General features: G+C 67.4%; 24 protein-coding genes. 14 read left to right on the top strand and 10 right to left on the bottom strand.

Features of this window, described 5'->3' with window-relative positions; all coding sequences use genetic code 11:
* The first annotated feature begins 23 nt into the window (after positions 1-23).
* The 5 genes from MRBLMD1_RS17765 to purU are packed head-to-tail and all read left to right on the top strand — an operon-like array spanning position 24 to position 6,325.
* Positions 24-428: a sarcosine oxidase subunit delta gene (locus MRBLMD1_RS17765; RefSeq protein ID WP_224023396.1), complete on the top strand. Its 405-nt coding sequence runs from the start codon at positions 24-26 to the stop codon at positions 426-428.
* Entirely contained in the window at positions 425-3,367 is a 2,943-nt protein-coding gene (locus tag MRBLMD1_RS17760) for a 2Fe-2S iron-sulfur cluster-binding protein (protein ID WP_364402024.1), read from the top strand. The genes MRBLMD1_RS17765 and MRBLMD1_RS17760 overlap by 4 nt, the downstream gene beginning before the upstream one ends.
* Positions 3,360-4,010, top strand: a complete 651-nt coding sequence (locus MRBLMD1_RS17755; RefSeq protein WP_364402021.1) for a sarcosine oxidase subunit gamma — start codon at positions 3,360-3,362, stop codon at positions 4,008-4,010. Before MRBLMD1_RS17760 ends, MRBLMD1_RS17755 begins: the two co-directional genes overlap by 8 nt.
* The gene (locus MRBLMD1_RS17750) at positions 4,010-5,425 is read left to right on the top strand and encodes an L-serine ammonia-lyase (RefSeq protein ID WP_275180659.1); all 1,416 of its coding nucleotides are present in this window, start codon (positions 4,010-4,012) and stop codon (positions 5,423-5,425) included. Before MRBLMD1_RS17755 ends, MRBLMD1_RS17750 begins: the two co-directional genes overlap by 1 nt.
* Positions 5,426-5,428: 3 nt before the next feature.
* Positions 5,429-6,325 carry a formyltetrahydrofolate deformylase gene (gene purU, locus MRBLMD1_RS17745; RefSeq protein WP_224023388.1) on the top strand — a complete coding sequence of 299 codons (897 nt, stop codon included), beginning with the start codon at positions 5,429-5,431 and terminating at the stop codon, positions 6,323-6,325.
* A gap of 78 nt (positions 6,326-6,403) precedes the next feature.
* Here the strand turns inward: purU and MRBLMD1_RS17740 are convergent, their stop codons facing one another.
* Positions 6,404-6,994 (bottom strand): TetR/AcrR family transcriptional regulator, encoded by a 591-nt coding sequence (locus MRBLMD1_RS17740; RefSeq protein WP_307491817.1) that lies wholly within the window; start codon positions 6,992-6,994, stop codon positions 6,404-6,406.
* Between the two features lie 167 nt (positions 6,995-7,161).
* Between MRBLMD1_RS17740 and MRBLMD1_RS17735 the strand changes: the two genes are divergently transcribed.
* The 3 genes from MRBLMD1_RS17735 (at position 7,162) to MRBLMD1_RS17725 (ending at position 10,469) form a co-directional block, all read left to right on the top strand.
* A complete protein-coding gene (locus tag MRBLMD1_RS17735; protein WP_159630254.1) occupies positions 7,162-7,506 on the top strand; it encodes a cupin domain-containing protein in 345 nt (114 codons plus the stop codon).
* Between the two features lie 10 nt (positions 7,507-7,516).
* Entirely contained in the window at positions 7,517-8,890 is a 1,374-nt protein-coding gene (locus tag MRBLMD1_RS17730; protein ID WP_364402016.1) for a flavin monoamine oxidase family protein, read from the top strand.
* A gap of 103 nt (positions 8,891-8,993) precedes the next feature.
* Positions 8,994-10,469 carry an APC family permease gene (locus tag MRBLMD1_RS17725; RefSeq protein WP_364402013.1) on the top strand — a complete coding sequence of 492 codons (1,476 nt, stop codon included), beginning with the start codon at positions 8,994-8,996 and terminating at the stop codon, positions 10,467-10,469.
* Here MRBLMD1_RS17725 and MRBLMD1_RS17720 read toward each other — a convergent pair.
* Positions 10,462-11,091 (bottom strand): AmiS/UreI family transporter, encoded by a 630-nt coding sequence (locus MRBLMD1_RS17720; protein WP_275180670.1) that lies wholly within the window; start codon positions 11,089-11,091, stop codon positions 10,462-10,464. The genes MRBLMD1_RS17725 and MRBLMD1_RS17720 overlap by 8 nt on opposite strands.
* Positions 11,092-11,292: 201 nt before the next feature.
* Between MRBLMD1_RS17720 and gdhA the strand changes: the two genes are divergently transcribed.
* Positions 11,293-12,630 carry an NADP-specific glutamate dehydrogenase gene (gdhA, locus tag MRBLMD1_RS17715; RefSeq protein ID WP_364402010.1) on the top strand — a complete coding sequence of 446 codons (1,338 nt, stop codon included), beginning with the start codon at positions 11,293-11,295 and terminating at the stop codon, positions 12,628-12,630.
* Between the two features lie 13 nt (positions 12,631-12,643).
* Here the strand turns inward: gdhA and MRBLMD1_RS17710 are convergent, their stop codons facing one another.
* On the bottom strand, positions 12,644-13,615 hold the full coding sequence (locus MRBLMD1_RS17710) for a helix-turn-helix domain-containing protein (protein ID WP_364402007.1): 972 nt from the start codon (positions 13,613-13,615) through the stop codon (positions 12,644-12,646).
* 162 nt (positions 13,616-13,777) lie between these two features.
* Between MRBLMD1_RS17710 and MRBLMD1_RS17705 the strand changes: the two genes are divergently transcribed.
* From MRBLMD1_RS17705 to MRBLMD1_RS17695, 3 genes are read left to right on the top strand one after another with little or no spacing between them, the layout of a single operon-like run.
* Entirely contained in the window at positions 13,778-14,452 is a 675-nt protein-coding gene (locus tag MRBLMD1_RS17705) for a DUF1345 domain-containing protein (RefSeq protein WP_364402004.1), read from the top strand.
* Between the two features lie 19 nt (positions 14,453-14,471).
* The gene (locus tag MRBLMD1_RS17700) at positions 14,472-14,648 is read left to right on the top strand and encodes a hypothetical protein (protein WP_364402001.1); all 177 of its coding nucleotides are present in this window, start codon (positions 14,472-14,474) and stop codon (positions 14,646-14,648) included.
* Between the two features lie 39 nt (positions 14,649-14,687).
* A complete protein-coding gene (locus tag MRBLMD1_RS17695; RefSeq protein WP_414703711.1) occupies positions 14,688-14,879 on the top strand; it encodes a hypothetical protein in 192 nt (63 codons plus the stop codon).
* A 54-nt stretch (positions 14,880-14,933) separates the two neighbouring features.
* On the opposite strand, the gene MRBLMD1_RS17690 is transcribed toward MRBLMD1_RS17695, so the two are convergent.
* Together MRBLMD1_RS17690 and MRBLMD1_RS17685 are read right to left on the bottom strand one after the other, a co-directional pair.
* Positions 14,934-15,110 (bottom strand): CsbD family protein, encoded by a 177-nt coding sequence (locus MRBLMD1_RS17690; protein ID WP_018770044.1) that lies wholly within the window; start codon positions 15,108-15,110, stop codon positions 14,934-14,936.
* Positions 15,111-15,195: 85 nt separating this feature from the next.
* On the bottom strand, positions 15,196-15,801 hold the full coding sequence (locus MRBLMD1_RS17685; RefSeq protein ID WP_364401997.1) for a TetR/AcrR family transcriptional regulator: 606 nt from the start codon (positions 15,799-15,801) through the stop codon (positions 15,196-15,198).
* Between the two features lie 121 nt (positions 15,802-15,922).
* Here MRBLMD1_RS17685 and MRBLMD1_RS17680 point away from each other — a divergent pair, with 121 nt between their 5' ends.
* On the top strand, positions 15,923-17,860 hold the full coding sequence (locus MRBLMD1_RS17680) for a primary-amine oxidase (protein ID WP_364401994.1): 1,938 nt from the start codon (positions 15,923-15,925) through the stop codon (positions 17,858-17,860).
* Complete coding sequence (locus tag MRBLMD1_RS17675; RefSeq protein WP_364401991.1) at positions 17,847-18,311, top strand: hypothetical protein; 465 nt, start codon at positions 17,847-17,849, stop codon at positions 18,309-18,311. Before MRBLMD1_RS17680 ends, MRBLMD1_RS17675 begins: the two co-directional genes overlap by 14 nt.
* Before the next feature lie 11 nt (positions 18,312-18,322).
* Here MRBLMD1_RS17675 and MRBLMD1_RS17670 read toward each other — a convergent pair whose 3' ends face one another.
* The 5 genes from MRBLMD1_RS17670 to MRBLMD1_RS17650 all read right to left on the bottom strand — a co-directional run bounded on the left by MRBLMD1_RS17670 (position 18,323) and on the right by MRBLMD1_RS17650 (position 22,061).
* On the bottom strand, positions 18,323-19,309 hold the full coding sequence (locus MRBLMD1_RS17670; protein ID WP_364401988.1) for an NAD-dependent epimerase/dehydratase family protein: 987 nt from the start codon (positions 19,307-19,309) through the stop codon (positions 18,323-18,325).
* Positions 19,310-19,412: 103 nt separating this feature from the next.
* Positions 19,413-19,787 (bottom strand): cupin domain-containing protein, encoded by a 375-nt coding sequence (locus MRBLMD1_RS17665; protein WP_159630278.1) that lies wholly within the window; start codon positions 19,785-19,787, stop codon positions 19,413-19,415.
* 148 nt (positions 19,788-19,935) lie between these two features.
* A complete protein-coding gene (locus MRBLMD1_RS17660) occupies positions 19,936-20,694 on the bottom strand; it encodes a ThuA domain-containing protein (RefSeq protein WP_201302381.1) in 759 nt (252 codons plus the stop codon).
* The gene (locus MRBLMD1_RS17655) at positions 20,694-21,779 is read right to left on the bottom strand and encodes a Gfo/Idh/MocA family protein (RefSeq protein WP_364402350.1); all 1,086 of its coding nucleotides are present in this window, start codon (positions 21,777-21,779) and stop codon (positions 20,694-20,696) included. Before MRBLMD1_RS17655 ends, MRBLMD1_RS17660 begins: the two co-directional genes overlap by 1 nt.
* A gap of 69 nt (positions 21,780-21,848) precedes the next feature.
* A complete protein-coding gene (locus MRBLMD1_RS17650) occupies positions 21,849-22,061 on the bottom strand; it encodes a hypothetical protein (protein ID WP_224023352.1) in 213 nt (70 codons plus the stop codon).
* Positions 22,062-22,103 lie beyond the last annotated feature (42 nt).

The following is a 22,103-nucleotide window of genomic DNA, read 5'->3' as shown; positions in this document are numbered from 1 at the left end:
CCACCAGAAAAGGACTAACGCACATGCTGCTGATCCCATGCCCCAACTGCGGCCCGCGGGACGAAACCGAATTCCACTACGGGGGACAGGCCCACGTCCCGTACCCCGAGAACCCCAACGAGCTGAGCGACACGGAGTGGTCCCGCTACCTCTTCTACCGCGAGAACCCCAAAGGCATCTTCGCCGAGCGCTGGGTCCACAGCACCGGCTGCCGCCAGTGGTTCAACATGCTCCGCGACACCGTGAGCTACGACATCAAGGCCATCTACCCGATGGGGGCGAAGCGGCCTGACCGCTCCCCGGACGGCGCGCCCGAAACCGGGACCGCCAGCACCGGCCCTGACAGCACCACCACGGGAAGTGCCGCACCCAGCACCTCCACCACGAGCATCCTCAGCACCACCGCCCCGGAAGGAGCGACCAAGTGACTTCCCAGAACGCCCGCCTGGCTACCGGCGGCCGCATCGACCGCACCATCTCCTGGCGCTTCACCGTGGACGGCGAGGAGTTCACCGGCCACCCCGGTGACACCCTGGCCTCCGCGCTGCTGGCCAACGGCCGCATCGCCGCCGGCAACTCCCTCTACGAGGACCGCCCCCGCGGCATCATGTCCGCCGGGGTGGAGGAGGCCAACGCCCTGGTCCGCGTGGAAGCCCGCTTCCCCGGCCACGTGGCCGAATCCATGCTCCCCGCCACCACCGTTTCCCTGGTGGACGGACTCCAGGCCACCCTGCTCAACGGCCTGGGCAAGCTGGACCCGGAGGACGACCGCGCCGAATACGACAAGAAGTACGTCCACACCGACGTCCTGGTCATCGGTGGCGGCCCCGCCGGGCTCGCCGCAGCCCGCGAGGCTGTCCGCACCGGCGCCAGGGTCATGCTCCTCGATGACCAGCCCGAACTCGGCGGCTCGCTGCTCTCCGGTTCCACCGCTCCCGGCCTTGCCGAGACCATCGAAGGAAAGCCCGCCCTGGAATGGGTGGCCGACGTCGAAGCCGAGCTGGTATCCGGTGCTGAGTCCACTGTCCTGAACCGCACCACCGCGTTCGGCGCCTACGACGCCAACTACGTCATCGCCGTCCAGAACCGCACCGACCACCTCACCAGCCCCGCAGCCGCAGGGGTGTCCCGCCAGCGGATTTGGCACATCCGTGCCAGCCAGGTGGTCGTCGCCCCGGGCGCCCACGAACGCCCCCTGGTGTTCGAGAACAACGACCGCCCCGGCATCATGCTCGCCTCCGCCGTGCGAAGCTACCTGAACCGCTACGGCGTGGCCGCCGGCAAGCGCGTGGTCATCAGCACCACCAATGACAGCGCCTACGCCGTCGCCGCCGACCTCGCCGCCGCAGGCGTCAAGGTCGCCGCCGTGGTGGACGCCCGCCCGGCCCTGACCGCAGCGGCGACTGCCGCCGTCGAATCCGGGCTCCGGGTGCTGATCGGCAGCGCGGTGGCCAACACCTCCGCCGGTGCCGACGGCCGGCTGGACGGCGTGACCGTCCGCAGCATTAACGACGACGGCGAGCTCACCTCCGGCGTCGAGCAGATCGCGGCAGACCTGCTGGCTGTGTCCGGCGGCTGGAGCCCGCTGGTCCACCTGCACTCCCAGCGCCAGGGCAAGCTGCGCTGGGACGAGGAGCTGGCAGCCTTCGTGCCCAGCACCGAGGTCCCCGCCCAGCAGACCATTGGCGCCGGCCGCGGCTCCTTCGCCACCGAAGACTGCGTCGCGGAGGGCATCTCCGCCGGCGCCAGGGCGGCCATCGCCACGGGCTTCGAATCCGCCGTCGAACCCTCCGTGTTCGGCGACCCGAAGGCCTCCGCCCCCACCCGCCAGCTGTGGCTGGTACCGGGCGAGAACGGCACCCCGGATGACTGGCACCACCACTTCGTGGACTTCCAGCGCGACCAGTCCGTGGCGGACGTCCTCCGCTCCACCGGTGCCGGCATGCGCTCGGTGGAACACATCAAGCGGTACACCTCCATCAGCACGGCCAACGACCAGGGCAAGACCTCCGGCGTCAACGCCATCGGCGTCATCGCCGCGGCCCTGCGCACCGCCGGCGAAGCCTCCCGCGGCATCGGAGACATCGGCACCACCACCTACCGCGCCCCCTTCACCCCGGTGGCCTTCGCGGCACTGGCCGGACGCCAGCGCGGCGAACTGTTCGACCCCGCCCGCGTCACGTCCATCCACCCCTGGCACGTGGCCAAGGGCGCGCTGTTCGAGGACGTTGGACAGTGGAAGCGGCCCTGGTATTACCCGCAGGCCGGGGAGGACATGGACGCTGCCGTGCTGCGCGAATGCGCCGCCGTCCGCGAATCCGTGGGCTTCATGGACGCCACCACGCTGGGCAAGATCGAAATCCGCGGCAAGGACGCGGGGGAGTTCCTGAACTGGATGTACACCAACGCGTTCAAGAAGCTCGCCCCGGGCTCGGCACGCTACGGCGTCATGTGCACCCCGGACGGCATGATCTTCGACGACGGCGTGACCCTCCGCGTGGACGACGACACCTACTTCATGACCACCACCACCGGCGGTGCCGCCAAGGTACTGGACTGGCTGGAGGAATGGCTGCAGACCGAGTGGCCGGAACTGGACGTGCAGTGCACCTCCGTCACCGAACAGTGGAGCACCATCGCCGTCGTCGGGCCCAAGTCCCGTGAGGTCATCGCCAAGGTGGCGCCCGAACTGGCTGCCAACGGCGGCCTGGACGCGGAAGCCTTCCCGTTCATGACCTTCCGCGAAACCACCCTCGCCTCCGGCGTACGCGCCCGGATCTGCCGGATTTCGTTCTCCGGTGAACTTGCCTACGAGATCAACGTCCCGGCCTGGTACGGGCTGAACACCTGGGAATCCGTGGCCGCCGCCGGGGCCGAGTTCAACATCACCCCCTACGGCACCGAAACCATGCACGTGCTGCGCGCCGAAAAGGGCTACCCGATCGTCGGGCAGGACACCGACGGCACCGTCACCCCGCAGGACGCGGGCATGGAGTGGATCGTTTCCAAGGCCAAGGACTTCATCGGCAAGCGCTCCTACACCCGGTCGGACGCGCAGCGTGAGGACCGCAAGCACCTGGTCAGCGTCCTTCCCGTGGACGGCACGCTGCGCCTGCCGGAAGGCACCCAGCTGGTGGAGAAGGGACGCTCCACCAACCCCGCCTACGGCCCCGTGCCGATGGAAGGGTTCGTCACCTCCAGCTACCACAGCGCAGCGCTGGGCCGGTCGTTCGGCCTGGCCCTGATCAAGAACGGACGCAACCGCATCGGCGAAACGCTGGTGGCAGCCGCCGGCGACCAGCTGGTGGACGTGGTTGTCGCAGAAACAGTGCTTTTTGACTCTGAAGGGACCCGTAAAGATGGCTGAAACAGCAGCATCCCCGACCTCCGCCAAGACCAACGCCGAGAAGAACCTCGCCGCCCGCGTCAGCCCGGCGCGCCAGCTGGCGGACGAGTTCGCGGCCGGCTCCCTGGCCGGCACCGTTGAAATCTCCGAGGTGCCCTTCCTGACCATGGTGGGCCTCCGGGCCCTCGCAGGATCCGCCGCGGCGGAGCGCCTGGCCGGTGTCACCGGCGGCCTCCCCGCCGGCTCCGGTGCCGTGGCGGGAAACGGCGACGTGTCCGTCCTGTGGCTCGGCCCCGCCGAGTACCTGGTGGTTGCACCCACCGAGGCGCACGAATCCCTGGGCGGGGACCTCATCCCCGCGCTCCGGGACGCGCTGGGTGGCGACGCGGGCCAGGTGGTGGACCTGTCCGCCAACCGGACCACGTTCGAACTGACGGGCCCCCGGGCCCGCGCCGTCCTGGAAAAGGGCTGCTCGCTGGACCTGCACCCGCGGGTCTTCAAGGCCGGCACCGCCTTCTCCACGGAAATCGCGAACATCCCTGCCATCCTGTGGAAGACCGGTGACGAGTCCTTCCGGATCTTCCCCCGCGCTTCCTTCGCCGAGTTCCTGGGCCGGTGGCTGCTGGACGCCATGCGGGAGTACGCCTCGCCAGAGGTCCCCTGATGGCGCTCAGCGTCCTTGACCTCTTTTCCGTCGGCATCGGGCCCTCGTCGTCACACACGGTGGGCCCGATGCGGGCGGCCAAGCTGTTCGCCGACGGACTCAAGGGTGACGGCCAGCTGGCCGCCACCGCCCGGGTCCAGACCGAACTGTTCGGCTCCCTCGGCGCCACCGGCCGCGGCCACGGCTCGGACAAGGCAGTGGTCCTGGGGCTCAAGGGCCTGGACCCGGAAACCGTGGACACCACCACCGCCGACGACCAGGTGGCAGCCGCCGCGCTGGACGCCGAACTCCACATCGCCGGGGCGCACCGGGTGGACTTCAACTGGGAAGAGGACGTGGTGCTCCACCGGCGCAAGTCCCTTCCCGCGCACCCCAACGGCATGACCTTCCGGGCCCTGGACCACACGGGTGCCGTCCTGAGCGAGCGGAGCTTCTACTCGATCGGCGGCGGCTTCGTAGTGGACGGCGATGCCGAAGGCGGGGACAAGGTGGTGCCGGATGACACCGTGCTGCCCTACCCGTTCTCCACGGCCGACGAACTCCTGCAGATCTGCAGCCGCGAAGGCATGTCCATCTCCGACGTCATGCTGGCCAACGAGCTCACCTGGCGCAGCGAAGCGGAACTCCGCGAGCAGCTGCTGGGGCTGTGGGCCGTCATGCGCGAATGCGTGGAGAACGGCTGCAACGCCGAAGGCATCCTGCCCGGCGGCCTGAACGTCACCCGGCGGGCGCCCGCCCTGTTCCGGACCCTGACGGCCTCGGCCGCCACCGCCGAAGCCGCGGCAGCGTCGCCGTCGCCCGTCCAGGCACCGGCGGACCCGCTGCTCGCGATGGAATGGGTGAACCTCTTCGCGCTGGCCGTGAATGAGGAGAACGCCGCCGGCGGCCGGATCGTCACCGCCCCCACCAACGGGGCCGCGGGCATCGTGCCGGCCGTCCTGCACTACTACGTGAAGTTTGTTCCGGGAGCCGACGACGACGGTGTGGTCCGCTTCCTGCTGGCGGCGGCCGCCGTCGGAATCCTGTTCAAAACCAACGCCTCCATCTCCGGCGCCGAAGTGGGCTGCCAGGGCGAGGTGGGCTCCGCCTGCTCGATGGCTGCGGCCGGGCTCTGCGAAGTGCTTGGCGGAACGCCGGCGCAGGTGGAAAACGCCGCCGAGGTAGGGATCGAGCACAACCTGGGCCTGACCTGCGATCCCGTGGGCGGGCTGGTGCAGATCCCTTGCATCGAGCGGAATGCGATCGCCAGCGTGAAGGCGATCAACGCGGCCCGGCTGGCCCTGCACGGGGACGGCAGCCACAAGGTCTCGCTGGACAAGGCGATCAAGACCATGCGTGACACCGGAGCCGACATGAAAACCAAGTACAAGGAAACCTCCCGAGGAGGCCTCGCCGTGAATGTGATCGAGTGCTGAGCCATGACTGTTACTGAAACCCATATCCCCGCATCAAAAGCGCCCACCACCGTGGAACACGTCCTGACCCTGGACTGCCCCGAGGGGCCCGGCATTGTGCACGCCGTCTCCGGGTTCCTGCTGGAGCACGGCTGCGACATCATCGATAACAAGCAGTTCGGTGAGCGCTCCGAAGGCCACTTCTTCATGCGCGTGCACTTCGTCTCCGAAGGTGACGATTCCACGCTGGAGGAGATGCGGACCTCCTTCGCCCCGGTGGCCGAAAAATTCGGCATGCGCTGGCAGCTGGAACGCCACGGGTCCAAGCGCAAGGTGCTGATCATGGTGTCCAAGTTCGGGCACTGCCTCAACGACCTGCTGTTCCGGGCCCGCATCGGAGAACTGCCGGTGGAAATCGTTGCGGTGGTATCCAACCACCGGGACCACGAGGCACTGGTGCAGTGGCACGGCATCCCGTTCCACCACATCCCGGTCACTGCCGACACCAAACCCGCAGCGGAAGCCGCGCTGATGGCACTCGTGGACGGGCTCGACGTCGAACTGGTGGTGCTGGCCCGCTACATGCAGGTGCTCAGCGACGACCTGACCCGCAAGCTGGACGGCCGGGCCATCAACATCCACCACTCGTTCCTGCCCAGCTTCAAGGGTGCCAAGCCGTACCACCAGGCCTACGCCCGCGGCGTCAAGACGGTCGGTGCGACCGCGCACTACGTCAACGCCGAGCTGGACGAAGGGCCCATCATCTCCCAGCAAGTGGTGGACGTGGACCACACCTACGGGCCCGAGGACCTGGTGGCCGCCGGCCGCGACACCGAATGCAAGGCCCTGTCCAACGCCGTGAAGTGGCACTGCGAAGGCCGGGTCATCCTGCAGGGCAACCGCACCGTGGTGCTCCGGTAAGCCGACCCAACTGAATACTGTCAGCGCGGCCGACTGCCCCCAGGGTGGCCGGCCGCGCTTTGTTGTTCCCGGAGGTTTCTAGCCGCTCTGTGCTCCCCTCCGCAGGAGAACCGCCTGGTGCACCTCCTCCAGGGCGGCAGCGATCTCCTCCCGCCCCACGCCCGCCAGGTACTGCAGCACCAGTCCATCCAGCGCGGCGAACAGCGAGCGGGCCACCACGCGGACGTCACCCTGGAAGCCGAAAGCCTCAAGCCCCTCCGACAGCGCACCAACATAGCTTTCATACAGCGCGGCCACCGGTCCCGCCAGCTCCGGGCGGCGCCGGGCCTCGAGGATCATCTCGTACTGGAACACCTGCAGCCCCGGATCTTCAAGCAGCAGCTCCAGCAGCGCCTCCGTGAAAGTCCCGCCGTTTTCGGCTGCTTCCCGCAGCCGTGACGCGCCGATGGACTGCTCCGAGGACCACAGGAGCGCTGCCTCGATCAGGGCGTCCCGGGTCCCGAAATGGTGGGCGACCAGGCTGTTGTTGACGCCCGCCGCCTCGGCCACCGCACGGTACGTGAGTCCGCGCAGGCCCTTCTGCGCCACCACATCCACCGCCGCCCGAAGCAGGGCTTCGCGGCCCTTGCCATATTTGGGCGTGGCGGTGCGGGCGGCGGAAGCGGTCATAGCCCGATTCTAGCCATCCGCCGCCAGGCAAAAAGCAGCCCTTGACTTAAAACTAAGCAATTGCTTAGATTGCTTCCACGCGGTGATGCCCGTCACAGGACCGCCGCCATTTCACACATCCCGCGGCGTGACCGTTCCCCTGCCGCGCCTTCCCCTCTGGAGTACCCATGACCACCACCCCGTCCTTCACCGCGTCCGCTTCCCTTGACCCCGGCAGGAATGAGCCCTTCGAACTCGGCAAAGTACAGTGGGTGCGCCGCTTCGGCGAAGGTGACAGGCCTGCGCTGGCCTGCGGCTACTGGCACGTCAATCCCACAGAAGCCCCCGAACCCTTCAATCTCGTCATGGAAGCCGATGAGACCATCCACATCATCGAAGGCCACCTCCGGATCGAGGTGGAGGGCGGCGTCAGCTATGACCTCACCGCCGGCGGCGCCGCCTCCTTCAATAAGGGCGCCCGCACCAGGTGGGCTGTGCTGGCCCCCACCGTCGAATTCTTCGTCTACTCCTAGGGGTCCGGGGATGGCACAGCACAACAGCGCCGTGGAGCAGGACCTGGACGTCGTCATCGTGGGTGCCGGGTTTGCCGGCCTCACCGCCGCCCGCGAACTCACCCGTCGTGGGCTGGCGGTCCGCCTCGTTGAAGCGCGGGACCGCATCGGCGGCCGGACCTGGCTGGACCACCGGCTGGGCCGCGACCTGGAGATCGGCGGCACGTGGGTCCACTGGACCCAGCCGTACATTTGGGCGGAGTTGAAGCGGTACGGCATCGGAACCGTCGCCAGCCCTGAGCCGCAGCGGGCTTTCTGGTGGGCCGACGGCGGCCGCCGGGAAGGCGACCCCGGAGCCTTGCTTGACGTGATCGGCCGGCACAACGGCGAATTCACCAAAGAGTCCCGGACCTACTTCCCCGAACCGTTCAGGCCGTTGGCGACGGATGCCTTCAAGGGCATCGACCAGATCTCCGTGCAGGACCGGATCCGGGAACAGTTTCCCGCCGGCGACGCCCGGGCCATCCTCGAATCCTTCTGGACCTTGAACTTCAACGGCCCCCTGGAGGACGCGGCACTGACCCAGGCCCTCCGCTGGGTGGCCCTGACCAACGGTGACTGGGCCGTCAACTTCGAAGCCTGCGCCACGTACAAGATCCAGGGCGGAACCGCCGCGCTCGCCGAGGCCATCCTTGAGGACTCCCGTGCCGCCGTCGACTACGGCTTAACTGTCGCAGGCATGACGGACGACGGCGGGAGCGTCACCCTGCGGAGCGCGGACGGCCGGACCATCAGCGCCAGGGCCGCCATTGTCACGGTCCCCCTTCCCGTCCTGGGAACCATCGACTTCCAGCCGCCGCTGCCGCCGGCCAAGACGGAAGCCGCGAAGCGCGGACAGGTGTCCAAGGGCGTCAAGGTGTGGATCCGGCTGCGGGGTGAGCACGCGCCGTTCGTGGCGTTGGGCAAGGCGGACTGGCCGTTGAACTTCTTCCAGGTGGAGTACACGCTCGACGGCGACACGATCGTCGTCGGCTTCGGCCCCGACGCAAGACGAATCGATGCGTCAGACGCAGCGGCAGTCCAGGAGCAGCTGGCCCGGCTGGTGCCCGGCGTTGACGTGCTGGACGTGGCCACCCATGACTGGGTGGCGGACCCGCTGGCGGGAGAGACCTGGCCGATGCACCGGACGGGTTTCCTGGGCGACCACCTGGCCGCGATGCAGTCCGGGCACGGCAACGTCCTTTTTGCCGGCTCCGATATTGCCAACGGCTGGGGCGGCTTCATCGACGGTGCCATTGAGAGCGGCATGGAAGCGGCGCAGGCCGCCGCGTCGCTGCTTGGCCCCCGCTCCGCCGCCCGCCCGGCCGCCCAGGAACCAGTGCCGCAAAATCCTGCACTGCGCTGACAAACAACAACTCGTCGCTGGTGGACAAAGGGGTTCGGTGCCCCGCTGCCAAGCTGGATTCCACAGCAATTTTCCCGAACTCATGACCGTTAAGAAGGATCAAATGAGTATTTCGAATTCCGAGCCCCGGACCACTGACGCTCCGGCCAAGGAGCATTCAACGGCACTGCGCGCCGGCAGCGTCGGCGTCCTGGGCATCCTCTTCTTCGTCCTGTCGGCACAGGCACCCCTCACCGGGATCGTGGGCGCCTCGCCGCTGGCCGCAGCGCTCGGCAACGGTGCCGGCGCACCCGGCGCCTACCTGATCGTGGGCATCGTCATCGTGATCTTCGCCGTCGGATTTGTGGCGATGAGCCGCAAAATCCAGGCCAACGGCGCTTTCTACGCCTACGTCACTGCAGCGTTCGGCAGGAAAACCGGCGCCGGCGCCGCCTGGCTGGCCCTCCTGGCCTACAACACCGTCCAGGCCGCAATGTACGGGCTCTATGGTGCGGCGTTCTCGGGCCTGCTCGCCTCGATTGGGCTGGAGGTTCCGTGGTGGCTGCTCGCCCTGGCCACCATGGCCGGCGTCCAGGTGCTGGGCTCCCTGAACATCGAACTCGGTGCGCGCGTGCTGGCCCTGCTGGTGGGCCTCGAGGTGGCCATCCTGCTGCTGTTCGGCTTCACCGTCCTGCTCCACGGCGGCGGCCCGGAAGGCATCAGCGTGGCCGCGTCCTTCTCGCCCGAGGCCATTGGGGCCGGAGCGCCGGGCGTAGCCATCATGTTCGCCGTGGCTTCCATGTTCGGTTTCGAATCCACGGCCATCTATTCGGCCGAGGCCAAGGACCCGCACCGCACGGTGGCCCGGGCCACCTACCTGTCCGTGGGCGTCATCTCAGTCTTCTTCTCCTTCATCTCCTGGATGCTGGTCAGCTACTACGGCCCGTCCCAGGTCATGGACGCCGCCGGGGCAGCCCTCGAATCAGGCGACGCCACGTCCTTCGTGCTCGGTCCCATGGTGGAGCTGTTCGGACCATGGGCGGGCGTGGTGGCAGGCATCCTGCTGGTCACCTCGCTGCTCGCCGGCATCATCGCCTTCCATAACGGCATCAACCGCTACCTGCACTCGCTGGCCCTGCGTGGTTCCATGCCCGCCGTGCTGGCCCGGACCAACCGGCACCGTGCCCCTGCCTTTGCCGCCTGGATCCAGACCGCCACCGCCGTCGTCCTGGTGCTTCCCTTCGCCATCCTGGCCCTGGACCCGGTCCTGACCCTCTTCTCCTGGTTCAGCGGCCTGGCCGTGGCGGCACTGCTGGTGCTCTACATGCTGTGCTCGGTGGCGGTGGTCAGCTTCTTCCGCCGCGAACGTGCGGGGGCGCAGCTGTGGCAGACCCGGATCGCCCCCGTCCTGGCAACGGTGCTGCTCGCCTGGGTCCTGTTCCTGGTGGTCAGCAATTTCACGGCCCTGATCGGCGGCAGCGCGGAAACAGCCATCGCCCTTCTCGCCGCGGTCCCCGTGGTCTTCGTGGCAGGGGTGCTGGTGGAAACCGCCATCGAGCGCCGGCACCACGCCGCCACCCTGGGACACGCGCTTACCTAGCGCTCACGGCTTCCCCTTCACTGGCCCGGCGCGGACTGGCAGGTCCGCGCCGGGCCAGCACGCGTGCCGCAATAAACAGTCCGGCCAGGAAGGCGGCTGCCAGCCATGCCGCCCAGTCGCTGCGGGGCCACGCGCCGGACAGGCCCAGGAACGCCGGAAAGGTTGCCGTGACCTGGCTGGCCAGGACCAGGGCCCAGCCGGTGAACGGCTCCAACCGCACCGCGCCGAATGCGGCCGAGGCGAACAACAGCCCCCACAGCACTGACCAGCACACCCAGAGCACCGCGAGCAGCGGATCCGTCCCGATCCACGCGCCCGCCAGCAGCAAGCCGAAAAACGCCACCATGCCGCAGAACCAGCCCAGGCCCTTCGAACCCAGGGCCAACAAAACATCCAGCCCGGCATAGGCGTACGTCAGCCCGAACAGGAACATGCCGGCGGCCGTCAGGAGGTGTTCAGTGCCGGTACTGCCGGTGGAAAGATGGACGACGCCGAGCACCAGCTGGGTGCCGCCGAGCAGCAGGCTGAAGGTGGCGGCGTCGCGGCGGGGGAGACGCCCCAGCGTCGCCAGCCCATTGACCAGCAGCGCGGCACCGGAGAGAAGCAGGCAAATGAAGGGCATCAGCGCGTCTCCGGTGTGCAGGAGGGATGCGCCAAAACTATCGCAATGTGGAATATCTGTGTCACATTACGGAGATTAGCCGAACCTGACCCACCCGCCTACTGCTCCCCGGTCGTAATCCGATAAGTTGAAGAGTAAACCTATGGGGCGACGTTGCTTTTGCGCTGTCCCTCGTTTCGGCTCAGAGGTAAGGAACAGTTCATGGACGCACGGCTCGAAGCCATCAAGGACACCGTCCTCGCGCGGAATCCCGGTGAAGCGGAGTTCCACCAGGCAGTGGTGGAGGTTTTCGAAAGCCTGGGCCCGGTCCACGACAGGCACCCGGAATTCCTCGAGGCTGCCATCCTGGAACGCCTTTGCGAGCCCGAACGCCAGATCATCTTCCGTGTGCCGTGGACGGACGACTCCGGACGCGTCCAAATCAACCGCGGCTTCCGGGTGGAGTTCAACTCCGCGCTGGGCCCGTACAAGGGCGGACTGCGCTTCCACCCGTCCGTCTACCTGGGCATCGTCAAATTCCTCGGCTTCGAGCAGATCTTCAAGAATGCCCTGACCGGCATGCCCATCGGCGGCGGCAAGGGCGGTTCCGACTTCGATCCCCGCGGCCGCAGCGATGCCGAAGTCATGCGGTTCTGCCAGTCCTTCATGACCGAGCTCTACCGCCACATCGGCGAATACACGGACGTCCCGGCCGGCGACATCGGCGTGGGCGGCCGCGAGATCGGCTACCTCTTCGGCCAGTACAAGCGCATCACCAACCGCTACGAATCCGGCGTGCTCACCGGCAAGGGCATCTCCTGGGGCGGCTCCCTCGTCCGGCCCGAGGCCACCGGACTCGGCACCGTCATCTTCACCCAGGAAATGCTGAAAACCAGGGGCACGTCCTTTGACTGCCAGCGCGTGGTGGTGTCGGGCTCCGGCAACGTGGCCATCAACGCCATCGCCAAAGCCCAGTCCCTCGGTGCAGCGGTGGTGGCCTGCTCCGATTCGTCAGGCTACGTGGTGGACGAGGCAGGCATCGACGTCGCGCTCCTCCGTGAGGTGAAGGAAGTGCAGCGCGGCCGCCTGAAGGATTACGCCGAACGCCGGGGCGGCGTTACCTACGTGGACGGCGGTTCGGTGTGGGACGTCGACGCCACGGTGGCACTTCCCTGCGCCACGCAGAACGAGCTCGACGGCGCCGCTGCCGCCCGCCTGATCCGAGACGGCCTGGTTGCCGTCGGAGAGGGCGCCAACATGCCCTCCACGCGTGACGCTGTTGCGGTGTTCCAGGAGGCGGGCGTCCTCTTCGGGCCGGGCAAGGCCGCCAACGCCGGCGGCGTGGCAACCTCGGCCCTGGAAATGCAGCAGAACGCCAGTCGTGATTCGTGGTCCTTCGAGCACACGGAGGAGCGGCTCACGGAGATCATGGTTGGCATCCACGACCGCTGCGCCGCCACCGCCGAGGAGTACGGCGAACCCGGCAACTACGTGCTCGGCGCCAACATCGGCGGGTTCGTCAAGGTGGCCGATGCCATGCTGGCGCAGGGGCTGATTTAGCCGGGGCGTGAATTCAGGAGCTCCGCCGCCACTGGCTGGGCGAGACCCCGAAGGCATCCCGGAACGTGCGGCTGAAATGGGCGGCATCCAGGAACCCCCAGCGGGCAGCCACCGTGCCAACGGACTGCCCGGCGTGCAGCGGGTCGCGGAGGTCGCGGCGTGCGCCTTCGAGCCGCTGCGTCCGGATCCAGCTGGCTACGGTGGTCCCCGACTCGTGGAAGACGTTGTGCAGGTGCCGCGTGGAGATGAAGTGCGCGGCGGCGATGCTTGCCGGTGACAGCAGGGGATCGGCCAGGTTGGCCTCGATGTACTCGCGGACCGAGACCGCCAGCAGTGCCTGCGGCTTCATGCGGTCCGGCGTGATGTCCATTTCCGCGTGCAGCATGGTGGACACCAGGTCCAGGGCGTTGGTGGCGAGCCGCGATCCGCTGGGGCCGTTCAGGACGTCCAGGTTCGCCGACAGTTCGCGAATGAACTGGCCCACGATTCCGCTGAGGCCACCGCTGCCCATGCGCACCGCGGCGAGCTGCCCTACGTAGTCCACGGGCAGGGAGAGGGCGTCGCAGGGAAACATCAGGACCATGATCCTGGTGCTGTCCTCGAAGGCAAGGGTGTAGGGCCGGTTGGTGTCATAGATTGCCAGGTCGCCGGGCTGCAGGACGGCTTCGCGGTTGTCCTGGATCAGCAGGCCCGTGCCTTCCAGCTGCAGGTTCAGCTTGAAATAGCGCTCATGGGCCTGGGCGATCAGCGCGGGGGTGCGGTGGACCTCGTGGGAGGTGGCGGTCACTTCCACGATGGACATCCGGTCCAGCACCCGGGAGCGCATGCGGCCCTGGAAGCCCTCCACATCGGCCGTCCGTGCGGTGAGGGGCACGAAGGATTCGGCCACCAGGTGTTTCCAGTGGTCGAACGACGTGGCAACGCTGGAGCTGAGGTCCTGGCGTGGGGTCCGGGCTGTTGCCCCGGTTGCTGCAGCTGCTGGCATGATGTTCCTCGCGACGGATGGCCACTTCACGTTCCCCCGGGTTGTGTCCTGCGACACAGTCCCTTCAGGTTAGCGCCGCACCGGTCTTTTTTCAACGGTTGGCGAAAATAAGAAGAACTGCCTTTCCAGCCGCAGCCCAGCCTCGCGTGCCATGATCGGGCCATGAAGTCCATGACGGCTACCGGCGACCATCACCGGAACTTCAACTCCCGCGCCCACCATTCCCGGCTCCGCCTGCTGGTGATGATCGCCGTCGGCCTGGTGGCGGCGCTGGCGGTTGGCACGTTTGGCACCTGGACGTATGCCCCGGCCCTCGGCTGGGCCGCCGCCTCGGCCACCTACCTCATCTGGGTCTGGAGCGTGATCGGACGCCTGGGCCCTGCAGCCACCGCTGCGCATGCGCGGCGGGAGGATCCGGGCCGGGTCTTCTCGGACGCGCTGGTCCTGGGCGCCACCGTGGCCAGCTTTGCGGGCGTCGCCCTGATTTTGCTCGATGCCTCCAGTGAGCAGGGCGGAGCCAAGGACGCCACCGTGGCCATGGCGCTGGGCAGCATTGCCCTGTCATGGTTCCTGGTCCACACCCTGTTCACCCTCCGCTATGCAGCCACCTACTACCGCGACGGCACGGGAGTGGATTTCAATGAGGAAAGCCAGCCCCGGTACTCGGATTTTGCCTACCTGGCCTTCACCGTGGGCATGACATTCCAGGTATCGGACACCGACCTGAAGACCACTGCCATCCGTTCCACGGTCCTGCGCCAGGCGCTGCTGTCCTACCTGCTGGGTGCCATCGTCCTGGCCACCACCATCAACCTGGTGTCAGGGCTGATCCACTAAGCGGGCCTATTCTGGGCCCATGGCTGAGATAAGAGTTAACTGGCACCGGCGGCACAAAGAAGGCCTCAGTACGGGCGACAAGGCTGCTGACGTCCTTCGGAACGGCATGGGCAGCTGGCCTTTTGTGGGGATGTTCCTGGGTTTCATGGGGCTGTGGGCCCTGGTGAATTCCTATGTCCTCGCCACCAATGCTTAGGACCCTTACCCCTACATCCTGCTGAACCTCTTCCTGTCCATGCTGGCCGGACTGCAGGGCGCCATCCTGCTCATTGCAGCCAAGCGCCAGGGCGCCATTGCCTCGGCCATGGCGCAGCATGATTACGAAACTGATGTCCGGGCCGCGGCGCAGATCGAGATGCTCATGAACATGAACGCCGAACAGCTGAAGCTGCTGCAGGAACTGCGGGACATGCGGGACCGGCCCTGAAAACGCCAATGGGTGCAACTCCGGCTGGAGTTGCACCCATTATGCGAGCGTTGTCTAGTCCTTCTTGAAGGCATCCTTGACGTGCTCGCCGGCCTGCTTGAGGTCCGACTTTGCCTGGTCCGTCTGGCCTTCAGCCTTCAGGCTCTCGTCGCCCGTGGCGTTTCCGGCAGCTTCCTTGCCCTTGCCGCCGAGCTTCTCTGCAGCGTTGCCGATCTTGTCATCCAAACCCATGGAGATGCTCCTTACAGTTCGTGCTCGCTCCGGCATCCGCCAGAACCTGACCCCTCAATAGTAAGCATACTTTCGAGTTTGGCGCTCATTTCCGGCCGGGAATTTTGCCCAGGAGGGAAAGATAGCCCTCCAGCTGGGCCGCGTGCCCAAAGTCCGTCTGGCCAGCAGGTGCAAGGGCCGCCTCGATCTGGGCCCCCAGCAGCATGTTCAGCAGCTGCCCGGCAAGGACGGAATCGTCGACGGCGGCACGCACGTCGCCGCTATCCCTCGCCTCTGCCAGGAAACGGCGGATTGCCACCAGCCATTCATTCATCGACTGCTGGTGGATCGCCGCCTTCCGGGGGTCATTGATGGCCCTTTGCCAGAACGGGACCACGATGCGTGCCTCGTTGACGCGCTCGTCGTCGAGGGGGAGGACCTCGAGGCAAAAGGCCCGCAATGCGTCCAGGCCTGTCCGCCCGGCCGTGACCTCTGCGATGCGCTGGTTGGTCCTGTTGAACACGTGGCTGAAGGCGAATTCGAGCAGGGTGTCCTTGGTGGGGAAGTAGGGTTTCAGGGCGCCGTTGGCGAAGCCTGCCTCCGTGGCGATCTCGCGCATGGTGGCGCCCTCAAGGCCCTGCCGGGCGATGATCCGCCAGGTGGCATCCACGAGTTCCAGGCGGCGCTCGTCATGGTCAACTATCTTCGGCACCGCGGCCACTCCCCGGAAATATTTCGCTCAGACTCTTGTGAGCCATGTTACGGACGTTTATTCTCTACAACTATAGAAAATAAACCAGTGGCCGGCGACGGCCCGGACAAAGGCTCTTCCCATGACTCTTGCACCAACCGAAACCGCATCGGCCTTCCGCCTGGCAGCGGCGGAGGAAATCCTTGACGTCCGCGCCATCCTGCAGTCTGAAGGCCACCTGGAACCGCAGTACCGCATCGCCTACCTTGGCCTGCTGGATCCGGCCCGGGGAACGGAACCACAGGCGGACCGGCGCTTCCGGGTCTTCATCCACGACGTCTCAGGGGCTGCGCCGCGGGACGTCGTGGTCTCCATTACCCAGCAAAAGGTGCTCTCCGCCGTCGAACTCGACACCGCGGTGACCGGCGAACTGCCGGTCCTGGAGGAGGAATTCGACGTGGTGGAATCCCTCCTGGCCGCCGATGACCGCTGGCTGAAGGCGCTCGCCGACAGGGGCCTCAAGGTCGAGAAGGTCCGCGTTGCGCCGCTCTCGGCCGGAGTTTTCGAATACGGTGAGGAGAAAGGCCGCCGCATCCTCCGCGGCCTGGCGTTCGTGCAGGAATTCCCGGAGGACAGTGCCTGGGCGCACCCGGTGGACGGGCTGGTGGCCTATGTGGACGTGGTCAGCAAGGAAGTCACCCAGGTCATCGACCTCGGCGTGATGCCCATCCCGGCAGAGCACGGCAACTACACCGATCCGGAACTGACCGGGCCTGTCCGCGACACCCAGAAGCCCATCAGCATCACCCAGCCGGAAGGGCCCAGCTTCACCGTCACCGGCGGCAACCATGTGGAATGGGAGAAGTGGAGCGTGGACGTCGGCTTCGATGTCCGGGAAGGGGTGGTCCTGCACAACCTCGCCTTCCAGGACGGCGGCCGGAAGCGGCAGATCATCAACCGTGCGTCCATTGCCGAAATGGTGGTGCCCTACGGCGACCCCTCGCCCATCCGGTCCTGGCAGAACTACTTCGACACCGGCGAATACCTGGTGGGCCAGTACGCCAACTCGCTGGAGCTGGGCTGCGACTGCCTGGGCGAGATCACCTACCTCAGCCCGGTCATCAGCGACGCGTTCGGCAACCCGCGGGAAATCCGCAACGGCATCTGCATGCACGAGGAGGACTGGAGCATCCTTTCCAAGCACTCCGACCTCTGGAGCGGCGTCACCTACACCCGCCGCAACCGCCGCCTGGTCATCTCCTTCTTCACCACGATCGGCAACTACGACTACGGCTTCTACTGGTACCTCTACCTGGACGGCACCATCGAATTCGAGGCCAAAGCCACCGGCATCGTTTTCACCTCGGCCTTCCCCGAGGGCGGCTCGGACAACATCTCCCAGCTCGCGCCCGGCCTGGGCGCACCCTTCCACCAGCACCTCTTCAGCGCCCGGCTGGACATGGCCATCGACGGGTTCACCAACCGGGTGGAGGAAGAGGACGTGGTCCGCCAGGCGATGGGGCCGGGCAACGAACGCGGCAACGCCTTCTCCCGCAAGCGCACCCTCCTGGCCCGCGAATCCGACGGCGTCCGGGAGGCCGACGCCCGCGCCGGCCGGACCTGGATCATCTCCAACCCGGAATCCCGCAACCGGCTGGGGGAGTCCGTGGGCTATAAACTGCACTCCCACAACCAGCCCACGCTGCTCGCGGACCCGGACTCCTCCATCGCCCGCCGCGCCGCCTTTGCCACCAAGGACCTGTGGGTCACCCGGTACGCCGAGGACGAGAAGTACCCCACGGGCGACTTCGTGAACCAGCACGCCGGCGGCGCGGGCCTGCCGGCCTACGTGGCGCAGGACCGGGACATCGACGGCCAGGACATCGTCGTCTGGCACACCTTCGGCCTGACCCACTTCCCCCGGGTGGAGGACTGGCCCATCATGCCCGTGGACACCGTGGGCTTCAAGCTCCGTCCCGAGGGCTTTTTCGACCGCAGCCCCGTTCTGGACGTTCCCGCCAACCCGAACCAGCAGGCGTCCTCCTGCCACACCGAGGGCGGCAGCGGTGGCTGCCACTAGCCTCGTCCCCGCCACGGCAGGGCGTCCGACGGCGGCGGGGCGGCTGCGTGCCAACGGTCCCGTCCTGCATCCCCGCGTCGTCGCCGTGGCCACCGCCGGTTCCTGCGTTGCCCACGTGGGACTGGCGGCGTCGGGACACCACGGCGCATGGCTCAGCGTCCTGATGCTGGCACTCGCCGCCGTCTGCGTTCCCTGCACGGTCCATATCTGGCGGCACAGCCGGGTGGCCGCACTGCACCAGGTCACCGCTGCGGCCGTGGCGATGGCCGCCCTGCACGCCGTCCTGCTGCTGGCCGCCGGTGGTGCCGGGCACGCCCATGGCGGCCAGCCGTCGTCGTCCGCTGTTGGTGGTTCGGGCAGCACGGACCTGCTGCTGGTTGTTGCCCTGGAACTGGGGACGGCGCTCCTCGCTGCAACCCTGGTGGCCCGGCTGCGGCGCCTGCGCCGGTAGGGTTTCGGGGCTCAGCCGGCCGGGACGCCGAGCGGGCGGGCGACGTGCAGCTGTTCGTGGTCAACGAGCCACTGGATGGATTCGAAGATGGCCTGCTCCGGTTCGTACCGCGGCGCGTAGCCGAGCACGGAGGCCGCTTTTTCGATGCTGAAGCACTGGCTGCGGTAAAGGTGGTTCCAGCTCGCATCCGCGTGCTCGCGGGAGGTGTTCTCCCGGAAGCGGTCCCAGGGAACCGTCTCCAGTACAGCCGCGTGCCCGAACCAGGCGGCGGCGATGTCCGCATAACCGCGGACCGTCAGCGCCGTGGGGGCAACGATATTGAAGTCCTCACCGGTGGCTGCCTCCCGCCGGGCAATCGCCTTCTCGAACGCCTGAGCCACGTCATCGGCGTGCACATGGTGCATCAGCTCCGTGCCACTGCCGGGAATCCGGAGGGGCTGGCCTGCAGAGATCGTCTGCCAGACGGCGGGATCAAGGTTTCCCAGCGGACCAACCGGCTGCCAGCCCGGCCCGACAATGTGGCCGGGGTGCAGTGACGTGGTGGCCAGCCCGCCGCTGGCGGTTTCCTCCTGCAGCATCAGGGCAATCCTGTTTTTCTGGACGCCGTATTCGCCAAAAGGCGGTGCGGCTGAATCCGATCCCTCCCTGATGGGCAGCTTCAGGCTCTGCCCGTACCGCCAGACGGAGCCGCAGTGCAGCAGGTGCCCCACCTCGCCCCGCAGCCGCTGCACCAGCGCAGCCGCCGATTCGAGGGTGAAGCAGACCAGGTCCACCACGACGTCCGGCTTGAGGGCGGCCACCCGGTCAGGGAAGGTTCCGTCCTGGTCCTCTGCCTGCCGGTCCGCGGTGACGTGCTGCACCTGCTGCCACTCCGGTGCCTCTGTGTACGGCTTGCTGGTGCCGCGGCTGATGTTGGTGACCTCGTGGCCGGCTTGGACCAGCCGGGGGACCAGGAACGAACCGATGTGGCCGCTGCCGCCGATGACGGTGACTTTCATTGCTCTCCGATCGTTGCGTTCCCTCCACGGTAGGGCCGCGGCAGCAGGAAAGGGAGGCCCTGCCGGACCTCCCTTTCCTGGCGATAGGGGTGGAACCCAAGGGTCAGGCAGGCTTGGCGTACTCTGCCGCGCTCATGACCTCGTAGCCAACAAACGTCTCATCGCCCTCCACCCAGGCGTCGTGGCCGGCCGGGATGGAGTAGGCGTCACCGGACTGGATGGTCATGCCGGTTCCGTTGTCCAGCTGGACGGTCAGGGTGCCGGAGGTGCAAAAACCAAGGTGATTGTTCTGGCAGCTGTCCGTATGGACAACCGTCTTGACGGTTTCTGACCAGCGCCAGCCGGGCTCAAACGTGAACCGGCCCAGGGTGGCGCCACCAATGTTCACCACGTCTACTTGCGTCTTGGGCGGACGGCGCTTTTCGTCCGGTTGGTCAAATGATTTGGACTCCAGGTCCTTCACCGTTACTGCGGGCATTGCTGGCTCCTTCGTAAGGAGTGGTTATTGAGTTCGTCCGGGGCTGTGCGCGGCCGGGATCGGGGCCGGCAGGGCGGGATGTGCCCCGTCCAGAGCCTGCCGGTCCCATGGATCAACGCTCTCAATCTGCTCCTGCGCGCAGCCCGTGTCAATGACGGTTTTCCGCCTGGAACCACTCCCGCCCGGGGTTGGTCACCGAGGGGGCGGAACGGTCAATCCCGGGCTGTGCAGCCCACCGCACCCCGTTGGCCAGGACCCGCTGGACCTGCGGATGGTGGTACACCGGGTACTCCTGGTCGCCGGGGCTGAAGTAGAAGATGCGGCCCTTGCCGCGGGTGAAGGTCACGCCGGAGCGGAACACCTCGCCGCCGGCAAAGGAGCTGATGAAGATCAGGTCGTCCGGGTCCGGGATGTCGAACAATTCGCCGTACATCTCCTGCTCCGGAATGACGATGGGGCTCTCCACGCCCTCCGCGATGGGATGGGAGGGCTTGACGGTCCACACCAGCTCCCGCTGGCCGTCATTCCGCCAGGCCAGCGAACAGCTGGTGCCGAGCAGTTTGGTGAAGATCTTCGCGAAGTGCCCCGAGTGGAGCACGATCAGCCCCATACCGCCCAGCACATGCCGGTGGACGCGTTCGACGACGGCGTCCCCCACCCCGGCGTGCGCGATGTGGCCCCACCACAACAGGACGTCCGTCTCCGCGAGCACCTCCTCGGCAAGGCCGTGGTCGGGATCCGTGGCCAGGACCGCCGTCGTGATGTCCGCCTCCGGAAGGTGGGAGCGCAGGCCCGCGGCGATGGCTCCGTGGATGCCGTCCGGGTAGATCTCTCCGATGTGGGACGGCTCGTTGTTGGCTTCGTGGACGCCTTCGTTCCACACCAGGATCCGGAGTTTGCCGTCCATCAGAGACGAACGTCCCTCTGCTCGCGTGCGGACTGGTAGCACGCGTCGATGACCTGGGCGCGGTACAGCGCCAGGGATCCGTCATGGTTGGCCCATACGTGCCCGCCGCCCCGCACGGCGGTGACGAAATCCTCCACCACAGCATCGTGCGCGCGGCCCGGCAGGACCGGGGGCAGGTAGTCCGCGGACCCGCCGTCCTTGTCCGTGAACACCCGCAGCCGGCCCACCGGCGGGAACGGCGCCCCGTGCACCCTGAGCTCGGCGCCGCCGTCGGTCCCGTACACCGTGAAGTCCAGCTGGTCATCGGTTTCCCGGTAGGCTGCCCAGCTGGCCTCGACCAGCAGGGTCGCGCCGCCCTCCAGCCGGAGGAACGCCGTCGCGAAGTCCTCCACTTCGAAGGCGTGGCTGGTGGCGTGGGCGGAGAACCGGCTGCCGCCGCCCCGGCCCTGCGGCCCCAGTTCGGCATGGGTGGCCGCGGAGACCGCCACCACCTTGGGCTCGCCGAGGAGGTACAGGGCGAAGTCGAGCACATGGACGCCGATGTCCGCCAAGGGCCCGCCGCCGGCGAGCTCCGGGTTGGTGAACCAGCTGCCCAGCGTGGGAATGCCCGCGCGCCGCAGCCATGACGCCTTCGCGTAGTAGGGCCTGCCCAGGCCGCCGTGGTCGATGACCTCCTTGAGCGCCTTGATGTCGCCGCGCCGGCGGTGGTTGAAGGCGACGTCCAGGACGCGGCCGGCCTTGCGGGCGGCGTCCACCATGGCCTGGCCTTCCGCGGCGTTGCGGGCGATGGGCTTTTCGCTCAGGACGTGGATACCCCGTTCCAGGGCGGCGATGGAGATCGGGGCGTGCAGGAAGGTGGGTACTGCCACGCTGACTGCGTCCAGGCCGCCGTGGTCCAGCATGTCCTGCCAGTCGGCGAAGGCGTTCGGAATGGCGTATTCGGCCTGCAGGGAGTCCCGGAGGTCCTGCTCCATCCCTGCCACCGAGACGATCCTTACTCCGTCCAGCGCCGAGTAGGCCTTGAGGTGCTGCTGGCCGGCCCAGCCGATGCCCACCACACCCACCTGTAAATCCGTCGGCGGCATGGGGGAGGGATGCGTGCTGTTCAAGGGCTGGCTCCTTCGGGGGTGGCTTGCTGCCCGGTTCCCCTCAGCCTAGTACCGCAGCTTGCCCCGGAGCTGGTGCCGGGGCCCCGTCTGGCCCCGGCCGCTTTCGCCCCGGAGGTGTACGACGGCGTCACGCAGCGCCCGCTTTTGGCGCGCCCGGGTGCCGTGTTCCCCGCAAACCCGGGCCGCCGCCGTCGTGCCCTGGCCAAAAGCGTGCCCTGCGTGACGGGCGCCGACGGGCTGGCCCGTCGAAACATGCATTTAACCTTCCGGTCCGACGCGCGAAATACGGGTTTGGATACT

Source organism: Pseudarthrobacter sp. LMD1-1-1.1, assembly GCF_040676255.1.
GTDB lineage: Bacteria > Actinomycetota > Actinomycetes > Actinomycetales > Micrococcaceae > Arthrobacter.
The sequence above is the reverse complement of the archived record's forward strand: the minus strand, read 5'-3'. Positions and strand labels throughout refer to the sequence as shown.